The 16,289-nt window shown below is 63.1% G+C and carries 15 protein-coding genes; 12 read left to right on the top strand and 3 right to left on the bottom strand.

The genetic code is table 11. The features are described 5' to 3' along the window. Both nqrM and KO516_RS22905 read right to left on the bottom strand, forming a co-directional pair. Positions 1-240, bottom strand: coding sequence for a (Na+)-NQR maturation NqrM (gene nqrM, locus KO516_RS22900; protein ID WP_216006106.1), 240 nt, complete (start codon positions 238-240; stop codon positions 1-3). A 40-nt stretch (positions 241-280) separates the two neighbouring features. Continuing rightward, the gene (locus KO516_RS22905) at positions 281-1,264 is read right to left on the bottom strand and encodes an FAD:protein FMN transferase (protein ID WP_252737858.1); all 984 of its coding nucleotides are present in this window, start codon (positions 1,262-1,264) and stop codon (positions 281-283) included. A 212-nt stretch (positions 1,265-1,476) separates the two neighbouring features. Between KO516_RS22905 and KO516_RS22910 the strand changes: the two genes are divergently transcribed. Genes KO516_RS22910 through nqrF form a run of 6 tightly spaced genes read left to right on the top strand, consistent with a single transcriptional unit; the run spans position 1,477 to position 7,325 of the window. Beyond that, entirely contained in the window at positions 1,477-2,820 is a 1,344-nt protein-coding gene (locus KO516_RS22910) for a Na(+)-translocating NADH-quinone reductase subunit A (RefSeq protein WP_216006108.1), read from the top strand. Positions 2,821-2,823: 3 nt separating this feature from the next. After that, on the top strand, positions 2,824-4,023 hold the full coding sequence (locus KO516_RS22915; RefSeq protein ID WP_216006109.1) for an NADH:ubiquinone reductase (Na(+)-transporting) subunit B: 1,200 nt from the start codon (positions 2,824-2,826) through the stop codon (positions 4,021-4,023). Beyond that, positions 4,016-4,825: a Na(+)-translocating NADH-quinone reductase subunit C gene (locus KO516_RS22920; protein WP_216006110.1), complete on the top strand. Its 810-nt coding sequence runs from the start codon at positions 4,016-4,018 to the stop codon at positions 4,823-4,825. Before KO516_RS22915 ends, KO516_RS22920 begins: the two co-directional genes overlap by 8 nt. 1 nt (position 4,826) lies before the next feature. Continuing rightward, on the top strand, positions 4,827-5,480 hold the full coding sequence (locus tag KO516_RS22925; protein ID WP_216006111.1) for an NADH:ubiquinone reductase (Na(+)-transporting) subunit D: 654 nt from the start codon (positions 4,827-4,829) through the stop codon (positions 5,478-5,480). After that, positions 5,480-6,088, top strand: coding sequence for an NADH:ubiquinone reductase (Na(+)-transporting) subunit E (nqrE, locus tag KO516_RS22930; RefSeq protein ID WP_216006112.1), 609 nt, complete (start codon positions 5,480-5,482; stop codon positions 6,086-6,088). Before KO516_RS22925 ends, nqrE begins: the two co-directional genes overlap by 1 nt. A gap of 13 nt (positions 6,089-6,101) precedes the next feature. Further along, the gene (nqrF, locus tag KO516_RS22935; RefSeq protein WP_216006113.1) at positions 6,102-7,325 is read left to right on the top strand and encodes an NADH:ubiquinone reductase (Na(+)-transporting) subunit F; all 1,224 of its coding nucleotides are present in this window, start codon (positions 6,102-6,104) and stop codon (positions 7,323-7,325) included. Between the two features lie 51 nt (positions 7,326-7,376). Here the strand turns inward: nqrF and KO516_RS22940 are convergent, their stop codons facing one another. Then, positions 7,377-8,726 carry a cytochrome P450 gene (locus tag KO516_RS22940; protein WP_216006114.1) on the bottom strand — a complete coding sequence of 450 codons (1,350 nt, stop codon included), beginning with the start codon at positions 8,724-8,726 and terminating at the stop codon, positions 7,377-7,379. A gap of 382 nt (positions 8,727-9,108) precedes the next feature. On the opposite strand from KO516_RS22940, the gene KO516_RS22945 reads away from it, so the two are divergent. The 6 genes from KO516_RS22945 to KO516_RS22970 all read left to right on the top strand — a co-directional run bounded on the left by KO516_RS22945 (position 9,109) and on the right by KO516_RS22970 (position 16,281). Then, the gene (locus KO516_RS22945; protein WP_216006115.1) at positions 9,109-10,722 is read left to right on the top strand and encodes an ABC transporter ATP-binding protein; all 1,614 of its coding nucleotides are present in this window, start codon (positions 9,109-9,111) and stop codon (positions 10,720-10,722) included. Positions 10,723-10,933: 211 nt separating this feature from the next. Continuing rightward, entirely contained in the window at positions 10,934-11,437 is a 504-nt protein-coding gene (locus KO516_RS22950; RefSeq protein ID WP_216006116.1) for a MarR family winged helix-turn-helix transcriptional regulator, read from the top strand. Next, positions 11,428-12,126: an SDR family NAD(P)-dependent oxidoreductase gene (locus tag KO516_RS22955; RefSeq protein ID WP_216006117.1), complete on the top strand. Its 699-nt coding sequence runs from the start codon at positions 11,428-11,430 to the stop codon at positions 12,124-12,126. The genes KO516_RS22950 and KO516_RS22955 overlap by 10 nt, the downstream gene beginning before the upstream one ends. Further along, the gene (locus KO516_RS22960) at positions 12,126-13,460 is read left to right on the top strand and encodes an FAD-binding oxidoreductase (protein WP_216006118.1); all 1,335 of its coding nucleotides are present in this window, start codon (positions 12,126-12,128) and stop codon (positions 13,458-13,460) included. The genes KO516_RS22955 and KO516_RS22960 overlap by 1 nt, the downstream gene beginning before the upstream one ends. A gap of 95 nt (positions 13,461-13,555) precedes the next feature. Beyond that, positions 13,556-15,211 carry a peptide ABC transporter substrate-binding protein gene (locus KO516_RS22965; RefSeq protein WP_216006119.1) on the top strand — a complete coding sequence of 552 codons (1,656 nt, stop codon included), beginning with the start codon at positions 13,556-13,558 and terminating at the stop codon, positions 15,209-15,211. Positions 15,212-15,330: 119 nt separating this feature from the next. Continuing rightward, positions 15,331-16,281 carry an ABC transporter permease gene (locus KO516_RS22970; protein ID WP_216006120.1) on the top strand — a complete coding sequence of 317 codons (951 nt, stop codon included), beginning with the start codon at positions 15,331-15,333 and terminating at the stop codon, positions 16,279-16,281. Positions 16,282-16,289: the final 8 nt, after the last annotated feature.

Genomic DNA, 16,289 nt, shown 5'->3' on the forward strand with positions numbered 1-16,289 from the left:
TCAGGCCTCGCGCTCCATGTCATCCAGCATCTTCTTGGCGCGCGGGCAACTGCCCAGACGTTCCTTCAGCGGTGAGTCGGGGTCGATCTCGCGCTGACAGACGACGCAATGGTCGGCGTCCGAAATCGCGTTCAGTCCGCCGCAGCTGCCCTTGATCGTGCGCCCGTTGAGGATGACGCCAAGCGCCATGCCCAGCATCACGATCATCAGCAGGCCAAAGGCCAGAAGAAAGGTCGTCATGGCGCGTGCTCCTTTCGGATCGGGGCCGGGCCCCGCAGGTTCAGGCGGTCAGCGCCGTGAACCGGTCGCTGGCCGTTGCCACCACATCGCCTGCCGCGTCGCCGCGTTCAAGGAACAGCACCGCCATGTCACGATCATTTGCGATCTTCAGGCCCTCTTCGCGGCCCAGCACCAGCAGCGCGGTCGCCCATGCGTCGGCCAGCATGGCGTTGTCGGTCATCACGGTGACCGAGGCGGTCTTGTGGGTGACCGGGCGTCCGGTGGTGGCGTCGAGGATGTGCGAATAGCGCACCCCGTCCTGTTCGAAGAAGTTGCGGTAATCACCCGAGGTCGCCATGCCCATGTCGGACACGCCAACCACCTTCATGACGCCGCGATCATAGGCATCGGGGGTTTCGATGCCGATTTGCCATGCCTTCCCTTCGGGGTTCAGACCGGCGGTATAGATATCGCCGCCCACCTCGACCATGTAATCGGTCAGGCCGAAGCCTGCGAGGGTCTGTGCCACGCGGTCGATGCCATAGCCCTTGCCGATGGCCGACACATAGATCTCGGCCTCGGGGCGCAGCTTGCGCAGGGCGTTGCCGTTAACCTCGATCGAGTCGGCCTGACCGCAGCAGGCCAGCGCTTCGGCGATTTCCGCATCCGACGGCGCATCGCTGCGCGTCTTGCCAGCGCCAAAGCCCCAGAGGTCGAGCAGCGGGCCGACGGTCACGTCAAAGCGCCCGTTCGATCCGTCATGCACCTGCTGCGCAGCCGCGATCACGCCCGCCAGTTCCGGCGAGACCGCGAAGGCCTCGTTCGAGCGATGCGCGTTGAAGCGCGACAGTTCGGATCCGGCCTCCCAGTTCGACATCTGCGCGATGACATCGCTCAGACTGGCATCGACTGCCGCCTGAAGCTCGGCCTGATCGACATTCTTGGAATGATCGACGGCGATGACGTTATAGCCCGTGCCCATGGTCAGCCCGGACAGTTCCAGCACGTTCCAGCCTGTCTTGCAGGCGGCAAGAGCGAGGGGCATGACAAGAAAGCTGCGGCGGGAGAAGGTGAATTGCTCGGGCACGTTTTTGGTCTCCACGAAGGGGGTCTGTCGCATTCGGTGGCGTATGTTCGGGCTTCTGAGCCGTTTTCGACAAGGATTCAACATTAATCTAGGTTTTGCCCCGTCTGGCCTCTTCAAAAACGCCGCGTAGCGGCGCATAAGACCGCAAAAATGGACAGGACGAGAGTGACGTGCAGCGATTTACGTTAAGAAAAGGACTCGACCTTCCGGTGCTCGGAGCGCCAGAAGGCGGGATCGAGGATGCCCCCGCGGTTCGCACGGTCGCGATCCTCGGGGCAGACTACATCGGCTTGAAACCGCGCCTCTCCGTTCAGGAAGGCGATCTGGTGCGCGCGGGATCGCCCGTATTTACCGACAAGGACATGCCGCAGGTTCAGGTGACCTCGCCGGTGGCCGGACGGATCAAGGCGATCAACCGCGGCGCGCGCCGGGTTCTGACCAGTATCGAGATCGAGGTCGATCCCGCCTCGGGCGAGTCGGTGGATTTCTCGAACACCGGCGACATCCACACCGCCGAAGGCCTGACCGAACGGCTTTGCGCGGCGGGCCTGTGGACCTCGTTCCGCACCCGGCCCTATTCCAAGGTGCCCGCGCCCGATAGCCGCCCCACCGCGATCTTTGTCACCGCGATGGACAGCGAGCCGCTGAGCGCCGATGCTGCCGCGATCATCGCCGAAGACAGCCATGCCTTCACCCATGGCCTGACCGCGATCACCCGGCTGACCGAGGGCCACACCTACCTGTGCATGGATGCCGAAAGCACCGTGCCGGGCGCGGGCATTCCCGGCGTCTATGTGGCCGGTTTCGAAGGGCCGCACCCGTCGGGCCTTGCCGGCACCCATATCCATTTCCTCGAGGCGTCCTCGGCCACGAAAACCGTCTGGACCATCGGCTATCACGACGTGATCGCCATTGGCCGGCTGATCGACAGCGGCGAGCTGGACATGAGCCGCACCATCGCCATCGCCGGGCCGCTGTGCAAGCGCCCGCGCACCGTGCGCACCATGGCCGGGGCGTCGATGCTGGAGCTGTGCCACGACGATCTGGCGACGCAGCTTCCGGTGCGGATGATCTCGGGCTCGATCCTGTCGGGGCGGATGGGGGCGGGCGAAACCGCCTTTCTGGGCCGCTACCACCGCATGATCACCCTGATTAAGGAAGACACCAAACAGAACACGTTTGGCTGGATCCTGCCGATGAGCGACAAATACGCCTACCAGCCGGTGCTCGGATCGGCCTTCACCAAAAAGCTGCACGCGCTGACCAGCAACCTCAACGGCGGTCGCCGCGCCATGGTGCCGCTTGGCACCTTCGAAGAGCTGATGCCGCAGGATTACCTGCCCACCCAGCTTCTGCGCGCGCTGCTGGTGATGGATACCGACACCGCGCAGGCGCTTGGCGCGATGGAACTAGACGAGGAAGACCTCGCCCTCTGCGGTTTTGCCTGCCCCGCCAAATATGAATATGGCCTCGCATTGCGCGACAGCCTCACCAAGATCGAGAAGGAGGGCTGACCTTTGGGTCTTCGTCAGGTCTTTGACCGGATCGAACCGCACTTTCACAAAGGCGGCAAGCTCCACAAGTATTACTCCATCTACGAGATGGTGGAGAGCCTCGTCTACACGCCGAAAACCGTGACGACCGTTGCGCCGCACGCGCGCAGCTACGTCGACATGAAGCGGATCATGACCTACGTGGTCCTCGCGACGATCCCCTGCATTCTCTTCGGCCTGTGGAACGTCGGCTATCAGAGCAACCTTGCCATCGCCGAATATGGCGCATCGGGCTGGCGCGCGGCGATCATCGACGGGCTCGGCATAGGGTTCAACCCCGCCAACCCGCTCGCCAACATGCTGCACGGGCTGCTGTACTGGCTGCCGATCTACATCGTCACGCTTGTCGTGGGCGGCATCTTCGAGGTGATCTTTGCCGTGGTGCGCGGCCATGAGGTCAACGAGGGCTTTCTCGTCTCCTCGATGCTGTTCACGCTGATCCTGCCCGCGTCGACGCCGCTGTGGCAGGTCGCGCTGGGGATCGCCTTTGGCGTGGTCATCGGAAAGGAAGTCTTTGGCGGCACGGGGAAGAACTTTCTCAACCCCGCGCTGGTGGGCCGGGCCTTCCTGTATTTCGCCTATCCGGCGCAAATGTCGGGCGACAGCGTCTGGGTGCCGGTCGATGGCTATACGGGCGCGACTGCGCTGGCGGTCGGCGCGTCCGAAGGCCATGCCGCCCTGCCCCAGCATGGCATCACATGGTTCGACGCCTTCCTTGGCACGATTCAGGGCAGCATCGGGGAAACCTCGGCGCTGGCCTGCCTGATCGGCCTTGCCTTCCTGCTGGTGACCAAGATCGCCAACTGGCGGCTGGTCGCGGGCTGCCTTGTCGGCATGATCGCCTTTGCCTCGCTGCTGAACCTGATCGGATCGGACAGCAACCCGATGTTCGCCATGCCGTGGTACTGGCATCTGGTGATCGGCGGCTATGCTTTCGGCCTCGTGTTCATGGTGACCGAACCCGTGTCTGCCAGCCACACCAACACCGGGCGCTGGATCTACGGCGCGCTGATCGGCTTCATGGTCGTGATGATCCGCGTCATCAACCCTGCCTTCCCCGAAGGCATGATGCTCGCCATCCTGTTCGGCAACGTCTTCGCGCCTCTGATCGACTACTTCGTCGTCCAGGCCAACATCAAACGGAGGGCCAAGCGCAATGCCTGAGTCCACGCCCCGCAAGGGCCTTATCCGCCGCTTTCTCGACACCCCGCCCGACAATACCGCCAAGACCGTCGGCATTGCCGTCGCGCTGTGCCTTGTCGGCTCGATGGTGGTGTCCGCCGCCGCCGTGTCGCTGCGCCCGGTGCAGGACGCCAACCGCCTGCGCGACAAGCAGCTCAACGTGCTTGAAGTCGCCGGTGCCTACGATCCGGACGTGCCGGTGGCGCAAGCCTTTGCCGCGTTCGAGCCGCATGTGCTTGATCTCGACACCGGCGAATTCACCGACCAGTTCGACATCGAAACCTTCGACCAGCTCGCCACATCGTCCGATCCGGCGATCGTGCGCGCGCTTGACGAAGACCCCGCCGGGCTGGGCGGCAAGCAGCAATATTACCAGATGATCTATATCCTGCGCGACGAAGCGGGCGAGATCGACAAGGTGGTGCTGCCGGTTCAGGGCTATGGCCTGTGGTCAACGCTGTACGGTTTCATCGCGCTCGAGGCCAATGGCAACGATATCTTCGGCCTGCAATTCTATCAGCAGGGCGAGACCCCCGGCCTTGGCGCCGAGGTCGACAACCCCCGCTGGAAGGCGCTGTGGCGCGGCAAGAAGCTGCGCGACGACGATGGCGAACTGCAGATCACCGTCGCCAAAACAGTGCCTCCCGCGGGCCCCGAATACCACGTCGATGCGCTGGCGGGCGCGACGCTGACGTCGAACGGTGTCGACAACCTCGTCCGCTTCTGGATGGGCGAGCAGGGCTACGAACCCTTCCTCGAACGGCTCAAGGCAGGAGAGATCTGATATGGCGCAGACCTACAAATCGCAACTTGTCGATCCGCTGATCGACAACAACCCGATCACGCTGCAGGTGCTTGGCATCTGTTCGGCGCTGGCCGTCACCTCGTCGTTGCAGGTGGCGCTGGTCATGAGCATCGCGGTGACGCTGGTGACGGGCTTCAGCTCGATGTTCATCTCGATGCTGCGCAACCAGATCCCCGGATCGATCCGCATCATCGTGCAGATGGTCATCATCGCGTCGCTGGTCATCGTGGTCGACCAGCTGCTCAAGGCCTATGCCTATGAAATCTCGAAAACGCTGTCGGTGTTTGTCGGCCTGATCATCACCAACTGCATCGTGATGGGCCGCGCCGAAGCCTTCGCCATGAAAAACCCGCCGGTGCAAAGCTTCATCGACGGCATCGGCAATGGGCTGGGCTACGGGCTGATCCTGATGACCGTAGGCGTGATCCGCGAGCTGCTCGGCTCGGGCTCGCTGTTCGGCATCACCATCCTGCCGACGGTCAACAACGGCGGCTGGTACGTGCCCAACGGCCTGCTGCTGCTGCCGCCCTCGGCCTTCTTCGTCATCGGCCTGCTGATCTGGGCGGTCCGCACGTGGAAGCCCAAGCAGCAGGAAGACCGTGAATACAAGATCCAGACGGTGGAGGCACATTGATGGAAGGGCTCGTATCCCTTGCCGTAAAGGCGATTTTCGTCGAGAACTTGGCGCTGTCCTTCTTTCTCGGAATGTGTACCTTCATTGCCGTTTCGAAAAAGATCCAGACGGCCATGGGGCTTGGCATCTCGGTGATGATCGTTCAGGCGATCACCGTTCCCGCCAACAACCTGATCCTGACCCACCTGCTTGCCCCCGGCGCGCTGGCATGGGCCGGGTTTCCGGATGTCGACCTGACCTTCCTTGGTCTGATTTCCTATATCGGGGTGATCGCCGCGCTGGTGCAGATCCTCGAGATGGTGCTCGATAAGTATTTCCCGCCGCTCTACAACGCGCTGGGGGTCTTCCTGCCGCTGATCACGGTGAACTGCGCCATCCTTGGCGGCTCGCTGTTCATGGTGGAACGCGCCTATGATTTCCCCGAGGCGCTGACCTACGGCGTGTCGTCGGGCTTTGGCTGGGCACTGGCGATCACCGCCATGGCCGGCGTGCGCGAAAAGCTGAAATACTCCGACATCCCGGACGGGCTTCAGGGCATCGGCATCACCTTCATCACCGCTGGACTGATGGCTATGGCCTTCATGTCGTTCAGCGGCGTCAAACTGTAAGGGAGGCCTTTACGTGATCACCTTCTCCCTTGGCGTCTTCCTGTTCACCCTGATCGTGCTTGCGCTGGTGGCTCTCATCATCGCGGCGCGCTCCAGATTGGTGTCCACGGGCAACGTCAACATCACCATCAATGGTGAAAAGACCATCTCGGTTCCGGCGGGCGGCAAGCTGCTGCAGACGCTGGCGGCGGAAAAGCTGTTCGTGCCCTCTGCCTGCGGCGGTGGCGGCACCTGCGCGCAATGCCGGGTCAAGATCCACGAGGGCGGCGGGTCGATCCTGCCGACCGAGGAATCGCACATCACCAAGCGCGAAGCCGCCTGCGGCGACCGCCTGTCCTGTCAGGTCGCGGTCAAGCAGGACATGAAGATCGAGGTTCCCGAAGAGGTCTTCGGCGTCAAGAAGTGGGAATGCACCGTGCGTTCCAACGACAACGTCGCGACCTTCATCAAGAACCTCGTGCTGGAACTGCCCGAAGGCGAAGACGTCAACTTCCGCGCCGGTGGCTACATCCAGATCGAAGCGCCCGCGCACAAGCTGTCCTACAAGGACTTCGACATTCAGGAAGAATACCGCCCCGATTGGGACAAGTTCAACCTGTGGCAGTATGAATCGGTGGTCGACGAGCCGATCGAGCGCGCCTATTCCATGGCCAACTACCCCGATGAAAAGGGGCTGATCATGCTGAACGTGCGCGTGGCCTCGCCGCCTCCGGGTTCGCAGGGCATCCCGCCGGGGCAGATGTCGTCGTATATCTTCAACCTCAAGCCCGGCGACAAGGTCACCATTTCCGGCCCGTTCGGCGAATTCTTCGCCCGCGACACCAACAAGGAAATGGTCTTCATCGGCGGCGGCGCGGGCATGGCCCCGATGCGCAGCCACATCTTCGACCAGCTCAAGCGTCTGGAAAACCGCGACCGCAAGATCACCTTCTGGTACGGGGCACGGTCCAAGCGCGAGATGTTCTTTGTCGAAGATTTCGACCAGCTCGCGGCGGAATTCCCCAACTTCACATGGCACGTTGCTCTGTCCGATGCCCTCCCCGAGGACGACTGGACCGGCTACACCGGCTTCATCCACAACGTGCTGTATGAAGAATACCTCAAGAACCATCCGGCGCCCGAGGATTGCGAATTCTACATGTGCGGCCCACCGATCATGAACCAGTCGGTGATCAACATGCTGCTTGATCTGGGTGTCGACCGCGAAGACATCATGCTGGACGATTTCGGCGGCTGATCGTCCCGCAGATCTGAAACGTTGAAAGGGGAGGCTACGGCCTCCCCTTTTTCATGCGGGCTGGATGGTCAGCGAGATGCCCGGCTCTGGCCGCACGGTCATATGCATGACCGGCTCTGGCGGCGGCCCCTTGGGGGCAAAGACAAAGCGCGACAGCAGTGTGGCAAGGATGATCTGCGCCTGCATCATCGCAAAATTCGCCCCGACGCAGATGCGCGGCCCCGCGCCGAACGGCAGGTGCAGATAGCGGTCGCGCCCCGCCTTGGCCTCTGGCGAAAACCGATCCGGATCAAAGGCGTCGGGATTGGTCCAGTACTGCTGGTGACGCTGCATCGCCCAGATATTGAGGAACACCGTCTCTCCGGCACGAATGTCGCGATCATAGATCCTGTCTTTGTCCAGCACGTTGCGTGCCAGAAACCCGACAGGGGGATACAGCCGCATGGTCTCGTCGAGCACCTGTTCGATGAACGGCATCGCGGCAAGATCCTCTGCCCCGGCGGCTCGCCCGCCCAGTACCGATTGCGCCTCGCTTCGGGCGCGATCCTGCGACTCGGGATCGTTGGCCAGAAGGTACAGCGCCCAGCTGATCGCCAGCGCCGTCGTCTCATGCCCGGCGACGATGAAGAACTGCATGTTGTGCAACAGCTCCTGCGGCGACATGGTCCGCCCGCTTTGCGGGTCGATGGCGTTCAGCATGTGATCGAGCAGGTCATCCTGTGCCCCCGCGCCGGTCTTGCGTCGCTTGGCGATGGCCGCGGCCACCATGCGATGCATGGTCTTCACTGCGCCCCGCCCAAAGAATTCCCCCGGACGCGGCACCCAGGGCGGCACTTCGAGGAAATCGAGCAGGGAGGCGCGCCCGACGGTCAGGAAATAGCGGGTGATCGCGGCGCCGTATTCTTCGGCATCGAAATACTCGCGCCCCGACAAGGCAACGTCGCAGATGACATCGAAGGTCGCCGACAGCATTTCCTTGACCAGTTCTGCCTCGCCCGCACTGGCCAGCCGCTGCGCCGCCCGCTCTGCCGTTGCCGTCATCACCGGGGCCAGCGCCTCGACATGGCGCGCCGCAAACACCGGCGCGATGGCGCGGCGCTGCCAACGCCACGCGGCGCCTTCCGATGTGAACAGGCTGTTGCCCACGGCGGGGCGCAACATGCGGATCATCACCTCGGATTTCGGGTAGTTGCCGACATTGGTCTGAAACACATGCTTCATGCCCTCGGGGCCCTGAACCATGTGCCATCGCGCCGGCCCGGTGGTGCCGGTCACGATGGGCTGGGTATAGGCAATCGCCGGGATGATCCCCAGCACATTGCGCCGCGCCGCGCGCAGGCTTGGCAGAATGCCAAGCGGCTTTCCGGGCGGGGTGATCTTTGGGGGCAGGTAAGGTTGCATCGGGCGGTAACTTCCCTTGCGTTGCGGCCTCAAGACGTCGGATCGCTGCGACAGCATCGGCATGGACCGATGTGCGACTGACAACCTAAGTCTGGTCGGCTGCAAATCCAGAGCTTTTGTCGAGACGAGAGCTTCGGCTGTGCGCTTGTCTAGACGACCCGCTCGGAAGCGGGATTGGCGGCATGTGCCCCGACAGGCCCGCGCTGGTGCACGCGCCGATCAAGCGGCCGCTGGGGCGCAGCAGGCTGGGCACCGTCGTAATCCGCCTATGACGACAGCACCGTCGCTTTAAAACGCGCGGGAAAGACTGTCAGCATTTGTTCGATCCACTGCGATCTGCCAGTCTGCCCGGGCATAATAATGAAAAACGACTGGAACTGACATGTACGATACCCAGACCGGTGCGCCGGTCCTGTCGGTGCGCGACCTGACCGTCGCGCTGCCCGGCGACCATGATCGCGCCTTCGCCGTCAAGGACGTCAGCTTTGACCTGCGCCCCGGCGAGATCCTCTGCATCATTGGCGAAAGCGGGTCCGGCAAATCCGTGACCGCAAGCGCGGTGATGGGGCTGCTGCCGCCGGTGATGACCGTGCGCAACGGCGAGATCATCTTTCGCGACAAGAACCTGCTGACCCAGAGCGAAGCCGAAAAGCGCAAGATGCGCGGGCGCGCCGTGTCGATCATCTTTCAGGACCCGCTGTCGGCGCTCAACCCGCTGATGACCATTGGCGCGCAGATCCGCGAAGTGCTCGATTACCACGACGAGGGCACCCCGGCGTCGCGCCCTGCCCGCGTCGTCGAAATGCTGACCGAGGTTGGTCTGCCGGACCCCGAGTTGCTGCAGCACCAGTACCCGTTCCGCCTGTCGGGTGGCCAGCGCCAGCGGGTGATGATCGCCATGGCCATGGCACTGAACCCCGACATCCTGATCGCCGACGAGCCGACCACCGCGCTTGACGTCACCACGCAGGCGCAGATCCTCGAACTGATCCGCAAGGTGCAGCGCGCCAAGGGCATGTCGGTGATGTTCATCACCCATGATTTCGGCGTGGTGGCGGAAATCGCCGACCGCGTCATCGTCATGGAAAAGGGCGACATTGTCGAACAGGGCATCGCTGGCGACGTGCTGACCGCGCCGCAGCATCCCTATACCCAAAAGCTGATCGCCGCCGTGCCAACCCTGCGCGAACAGGACCGCAGCCGTGCCAAAGAGCCGCCGGTGGTGATGCAGGTGAGCGGGCTGCAAAAGACCTATCGCACCCGCAGCGGCTTTCTTGGCAAGATGCGCGAGGTCCACGCGGTGAACGGCATTTCCTTCACCCTGCGCAAGGGCGAGACGCTGGGCGTGGTGGGCGAATCCGGTTCGGGGAAATCCTCGCTCGGCAAGGTGCTGATGAAGCTGACCGATGCCGATGGCGGCGAGATCCGCTTTCAGGGTGAAAACCTCGTGACGCTGGATGAGCAGGCCTTCCGCCCGCTGCGCCCGCGTATCCAGATGATCTTTCAGGACCCGTATGCCTCGCTCAACCCGCGCTTCACCATTGGGCAGGCCTTGACCGTAGGGCCAGTGGCGCATCGCCTGATGAGCCAGACCGCCGCCCGCAAGCGCGCCGAGGACACACTGGAACTGGTCGGGCTCGATGCGTCGGCCTATGAGCGCTATCCGCATGAATTCTCGGGCGGGCAGCGGCAGCGGGTGGGCATCGCCCGCGCGTTGATGTTCGACCCCGAAGTGATCGTTGCCGACGAGGCGGTCTCGGCGCTCGATGTGTCGATTCAGGCGCAGGTGCTGGAATTGCTCGACCGCATCCGGCGCGAACGGCACCTTGCGATGATCTTCATCACCCATGATCTGCGCGTCGCCAGCCAGATCTGCGACGACATCCTTGTTATGCACAAGGGCAAGGTGGTCGAGGCTGGCCCGCCCTCGCGCATCTTCCGCGACCCGCAGGATGCCTACACCCGCTCGCTCGTGGCGGCCATTCCCGGCGGCTGAATAGCCCGCAAAGGGGCGGCAATCGCCCCTTTGCCTGCATTTTGAACCGGTTCAGGGCGAATTCAGCGACGATCTCACAAAATCCCCGCTCGCCGGCGCAAAGTAGTTGTGAAGAACAACTACACTTGTCACCCTACTGTCATCAGGCGCTTGCCTGACCCAGATACACTCACCGCCCCCACACCAACCGCCTTGGCGGAACAGGACAGGCATGACCGCAGCCCACGATCATACCCCGGAAGACGAGCAGCCCTTTGAAATCGCCGGGCTGCGCATCGACATTCTGGAAGGCGCGTTCAGCTGGTACATCCGCTCGATCGATTTTGCGGTCTCCAAGGATCTCGATGCGCGGATGGGCCATCTCGAGGTGGCAAAGGGCAAGGGCAAGATCACCACGCTGTTCCTGATCGACGACTATCCCGGCATCCGCCCCTCGGCCATTGCCGGGGTTCTGATGCGCGATCGCCCCGCAACCGGGAGGATCATCGACAAGCTGGTGACAGCCGGGCTTGCGACCCGCGAAACCCATGCCGGCGATGCCCGCGCCCAGGCGTTGCACATCACGCCCAAGGGCCACGCGCTCGCCGAGGAGGTCCGCGAGATCATCCGCCAGCAGGAACGCGAGTTCTTCGATGTCATCCCCGACGAGGATCGGGACCAGTTCATGCGCTTGCTCAAGCGCGCTTACATGGGAATACGAGACAAATGGCAGTAGACAAGGTTGCCCTGATCTCTGGCGCCAGCCGCGGTATCGGCGCGTCGGTGGCGAAAACGCTGTATGAAGCGGGCTGGAAGGTGTCGCTGGGAATGCGCACGCCGAAACTGCCCGATTGGGCCAACCCTGCGCGCGTTCATGTCATGGAATATGACGCCGCCGACCCCGAATCCGCCACAGCTTGGGCCGAACAGGCCCGCGAGGCGCTTGGCCCGATCACCGCCATCGTCGCCAATGCCGGCATCATGATCCCGAAAAACGTCATCGAGGCCGAGGATTCCGATTTCGACGATATGTTCGAGGTCAACGTCAAGGCGCCCCGCCGCCTTGCCAAGGCCGCGTGGGACGATCTGATCGCCTGCGGGGCGGGGCGGATCATCGTGCTGGCCTCGCTGTCGGGAAAGCGGGTGAAATCCGCCGGATCTTCATCTTACAGCGTCAGCAAGTTCGCCGCGGTGGCGCTGACCCATGGCTTCCGGCAGGTCGGCTTTGACCATGGCATCCGCGCCACCGCAGTCTGCCCCGGCTTTGTTGCCACCGACATGGCCGTCAGCCTGACCGGCAAGCCCACCACCGAAATGACCCAGCCCGAAGATCTTGCCGCCGCAATCGCCATGCTGCTGGCGCTGCCCAACACCGCCTCGGTCACCGAATTTCACGTCAACTGTCAGGCCGAGGAGTTTTTCTGATGCCCGGACCTTATGTCGTTCCCGTTCACGGGGATGTGGATCTTCCTGAAAAAGTCGACGTCGTCGTCATTGGCGGCGGCATCATCGGCAGCTCGACCGCGCTTGAACTGGCCGAACGCGGCCTAAAGGTGGCGCTGTGCGAAAAGGGCGGCATCGGGCACGAGCAATCGAGCCGCAACTGGGGCTGGGTGCGCATCACCCGGCGCGATCCGCGCGAAGTGCCGCTGATGGCCGAATCGCTGCGGATCTGGGACGGCATGGCGACCCGCACGGGCCGCGATCTGGGCTACAAACGCTCGGGCGTGATGTTCTCCTGCGCCACCGACAAGGAATACGAACAGCACGAACGCTGGCTGAAGAACCTTCAGGATTACCAGTTCGAAAGCCGCATGGTGTCAAAAGCCGAAATGGCCGAACTGGCCCCCGGCATGGGCAACATGGATGTGAAGGGCGCGCTTTTCAACGCTGTCGATGGCCGGGCCGAGCCGCAAAAAGCCGCCCCCGCCATCGCCGAGGCCGCCCGTGATCGCGGTGCGCATGTGCTGACCGAATGCGCCGTGCGCGGCATCGAGACATCGGGGGGCAAGGTTTCCGGCGTGGTGACCGAACGCGGCCGCATCGCCTGCGAACAGGTGGTGCTGGCGGGCGGCGCGTGGTCGTCGCTGTTCGCGCGCAACACCGGGCTGCGGCTGCCACAGCTCAAGGTCAAGAATTCGGTGATCCGCACCAAGCCTCTCGAAGGTGGCCCGGAAACCGCGATCTGGTCCGAAGGTTTTTCGATCCGCAAGCGGCAGGACGGCGGCTATACCATCGCCGACGGCTTCCGCAATATCGTCGACATCGTGCCCGACAGCTTCCGCTACATGAAAGATTTCCTGCCCGCGCTTGGCGCCGAATGGAAATCGCTGATGCTGCGTTTCGGCGGGCGCTTCTATGACGAGGCGCGCATTCCCAACAAATGGTCGCTCGACGAGGCCAGCCCGTTTGAATACTGCCGCGTGCTCGACCCCAAACCGGCGTTCAAATTGCAGGACGAGGCGCTGGCCAACCTGCGCCGCGCCTTCCCGGTGTTCGAAAAGGCCGAGATCGCCCAACGCTGGGCCGGGGCCATCGATGTCACGCCCGATGCGGTGCCGGTGATCTCGGCCATCGACAGCACGCCCGGTTTCTTCATCGCCACCGGCTTTTCCGGCCATGGCTTTGGCATCGGCCCGGCGGCAGGCAAGCTTGCCGCCGATCTGGTGACCGGCAAGACGCCCATCGTCGATCCGACCCCGTTCCGTTTCAACCGCTTTTCCGATGGCTCGAAGATCGAGATCATCAGCGGTTTCTGATCCTACCCGGCCTGCATCAGGGCCGGGCCAACCCGCGACACAGAATCCGGCAAAACGGGTCGTCGCCTTCAACCAACCAACTGGGAGACGCTATCATGACCAAAGACCTGCCCGGCAAGGGCTTTACCCGGCGCGGCGCGCTGCAACTTTTCGGGGCTGCGGGCCTGATGTCCGCCACCGCCCTGTCCGGCACCCGCGCGCTTGCGGCCAATGCCGACCCCAAGGGCCAGATCGTGCTGTCCTTCAGCCAGGAGCCCACCGTCTTCAACCCACTAATGCCGCATATCGAGGTGGATGAAGGCGTCTATTACGCGATCTTCGACACGCTGATCGATTTTGACGAGAATGGCGAATTCTTCCCGCTGCTCGCCGCCGAGGTGCCCACCGTGGAAAACGGCGGTATCTCCGAGGATGGCCTGACGTGGAAGGTTACGCTCAAGGACGGCGTCACATGGCATGACGGCACGCCCTTTACCGCCGAGGACGTCAAGTTCAGCCTCGAGCTGCCGATGAACCCCGATTTCATCAGCTTCCGGTCCACCGGCTATGAGCTGATGAGAAACATCACCGTGCTGTCCCCGACCGAGATCACATGGGAGATGACGGCCCCCTTCGCCCCGATGGGCGCGATCCTTGCATCGACCTTCATCATCCCCAAGCACGCCTTCGACGGTGTCGAAGATCCCAACACCGCCCCGTTCAACAATGCCCCGATCGGCACCGGCGCCTTCAAGTGGAAGGAACGCATGGCCGGGGATCACATCGAACTGGTCGCCAACCCCGATTACCACGGCGATGGCCCCTACATCGAAACGCTGATCATCAAGTACATCCCCGATCTCAACGTGATGTACACCCAGTTCAAATCGGGCGATGTCGATGTGATCGGCCTTCAGTACATCTCGCCGGACCATCTGGAAGAGGCGCAGACCCTGGACGGCAAGACCGTGCAGGTCATGGGCCGTGCCACCTTCGAATCCATCGGGTTCAACAACATGCGCCCGGTGTTTCAGGACCCGGCGGTGCGTCAGGCGCTGTACCTTGCGGTCGACAAGACCTCGATCATCGACGCGCTATATTACGGTGTGCCGACCCCGACCGAAACCTACATGCCGCAGCAGTCGTTCTACTATAACCCCGACCTGCCCAAGCACGAGTTCAACATCGAAAAGGCCAACGCCCTGCTGGATGAGGCCGGCTGGGTCATGGGCGGCGATGGCGTGCGCGAAAAAGACGGCGTGCGGCTGGAATTCACCAACTCGACCACCGCGGGCAACCACCTGCGCGAACAGGCACAGCAGTTCATTCAGCAGACCTTTGCCGAAATCGGCGCCAAGATGGAAATCAAGAACCTGCCGCCCGCCGTCATGTGGGGCGATTACTGGATGAACTCGGAATTCGACTCGGTGGTGGTGGGCCTGTCCACGCTGTCGGGCGCCGACCCGGATTCCTCGGACTACTGGATGTCGACGAAGATCCCGGCAAAAGGCGGCTCGGGCCAGAACACCATGGCCTATGCCAATCCCAAGGTCGACGAGCTTCTGACCGAGGCGGCGAACCTGTTTGTCCCCGAGGACCGCAAGCCGCTGTACATGGAACAGCAAAAGATCATGCGTGAGGATCTGCCCTTCCTGCCGCTGTTCCAATACGCCGTGGTGGCTGGCTGGAAAGAGGGCGTCGAAGGCCCAACCCAGAACGTCAACAACCGCATCGGCACGTGGAACGTGCGGTCGTGGAAATGGACGTCCTGATCTGAGAGCTGCGCGCACCGGGGTTTTCCCCCCTTTGCCCGGTGCGCACAACCGCCCGGTGCGGCCGATCCCGGTCGGTCGCGCCGGGCCACTGACCACGCACCCATGAGGCCCCCGCCATGCTGCGCTACCTGTCCGGCCGCCTCGGCCAGAGTCTGATCCTGCTGTTCATCGTCTCGCTGATCGGTTTCTTCGTCCTCAGCCTCGCGCCCGGAGGCCCGCTGTCGCAATTCGCACTGTCGCCCGGCATGACGCAGGAACAGATGGACCGGGTGGCCGAACAGATGGGCCTGAACCGCCCCATCATCGTGCAATATTTCGACTGGCTGACCAGCATGCTGGCCGGCGACTGGGGCACCAGTTACCGCGATCAGCAGCCGGTGCTGACGATCATCGCCGATCACCTGTTCGCCACCATGCTGCTGATGGGCACGGCGACGGCCATCGCCGTCACCGTGGGCACGACCGTGGGCATCTGGTCGGCGGTGCGGCGCGGATCGGTGTTCGATTACACCACGACGGTGCTGGCGATGGTGGCGCTGTCGATCCCGACCTTCTGGTTCGGTCTGATCGCCATCTACATCTTTTCGCTGGAACTGGGCTGGCTGCCGGCGGGCAACATGTACACGGTCGGCGATGGCTCGATCGGCGATTACGCCGTACACCTGATCCTGCCCGCGCTGGTGCTGGCGCTGGTCGATGTGGCGGTCTGGTCGCGCTACATGCGCACCGCGACGCTGAATGTCATCAATCAGGATTTCGTGCGCACCGCGCGGGCCAAGGGCCTGCCGAACCGGCGCATCCTGTTCAAGCACATCGTCGGCAACGCGCTGGTGCCGATGATCACCCTTGCCGGGCTGCAACTGCCCGTGGTGCTGGGCGGCGCGCTGGTGACCGAGACGGTGTTCACATGGCCCGGCATGGGGCGGCTGTTTCTCGATAGCCTCGGCTATTCCGATTACCCGGTGGTGATGGGGCTGCTGATGGCCTCGGCCATGCTTGTCCTGATCGGCAACCTTGCCGCTGACCTGATTGTCGCGGTGGTCGATCCGCGCGTCCGCCTGTCCTGAGAGGCCCT

Origin of the sequence: Citreicella sp. C3M06, from assembly GCF_018860705.1 — a bacterium.
Classification (GTDB): domain Bacteria; phylum Pseudomonadota; class Alphaproteobacteria; order Rhodobacterales; family Rhodobacteraceae; genus Salipiger.

Coding starts and splice junctions, on each gene's coding strand:
- nqrM (WP_216006106.1), bottom strand. CDS start 240: ATGACGACCTTTCTTCTGGCCTTTGGCCTGCTGATGATCGTGATGCTG.
- KO516_RS22905 (WP_252737858.1), bottom strand. CDS start 1,264: ATGCCCCTCGCTCTTGCCGCCTGCAAGACAGGCTGGAACGTGCTGGAA.
- KO516_RS22920 (WP_216006110.1), top strand. CDS start 4,016: ATGCCTGAGTCCACGCCCCGCAAGGGCCTTATCCGCCGCTTTCTCGAC.
- KO516_RS22925 (WP_216006111.1), top strand. CDS start 4,827: ATGGCGCAGACCTACAAATCGCAACTTGTCGATCCGCTGATCGACAAC.
- nqrE (WP_216006112.1), top strand. CDS start 5,480: ATGGAAGGGCTCGTATCCCTTGCCGTAAAGGCGATTTTCGTCGAGAAC.
- KO516_RS22940 (WP_216006114.1), bottom strand. CDS start 8,726: ATGCAACCTTACCTGCCCCCAAAGATCACCCCGCCCGGAAAGCCGCTT.
- KO516_RS22945 (WP_216006115.1), top strand. CDS start 9,109: ATGTACGATACCCAGACCGGTGCGCCGGTCCTGTCGGTGCGCGACCTG.
- KO516_RS22950 (WP_216006116.1), top strand. CDS start 10,934: ATGACCGCAGCCCACGATCATACCCCGGAAGACGAGCAGCCCTTTGAA.
- KO516_RS22955 (WP_216006117.1), top strand. CDS start 11,428: ATGGCAGTAGACAAGGTTGCCCTGATCTCTGGCGCCAGCCGCGGTATC.
- KO516_RS22960 (WP_216006118.1), top strand. CDS start 12,126: ATGCCCGGACCTTATGTCGTTCCCGTTCACGGGGATGTGGATCTTCCT.
- KO516_RS22965 (WP_216006119.1), top strand. CDS start 13,556: ATGACCAAAGACCTGCCCGGCAAGGGCTTTACCCGGCGCGGCGCGCTG.
- KO516_RS22970 (WP_216006120.1), top strand. CDS start 15,331: ATGCTGCGCTACCTGTCCGGCCGCCTCGGCCAGAGTCTGATCCTGCTG.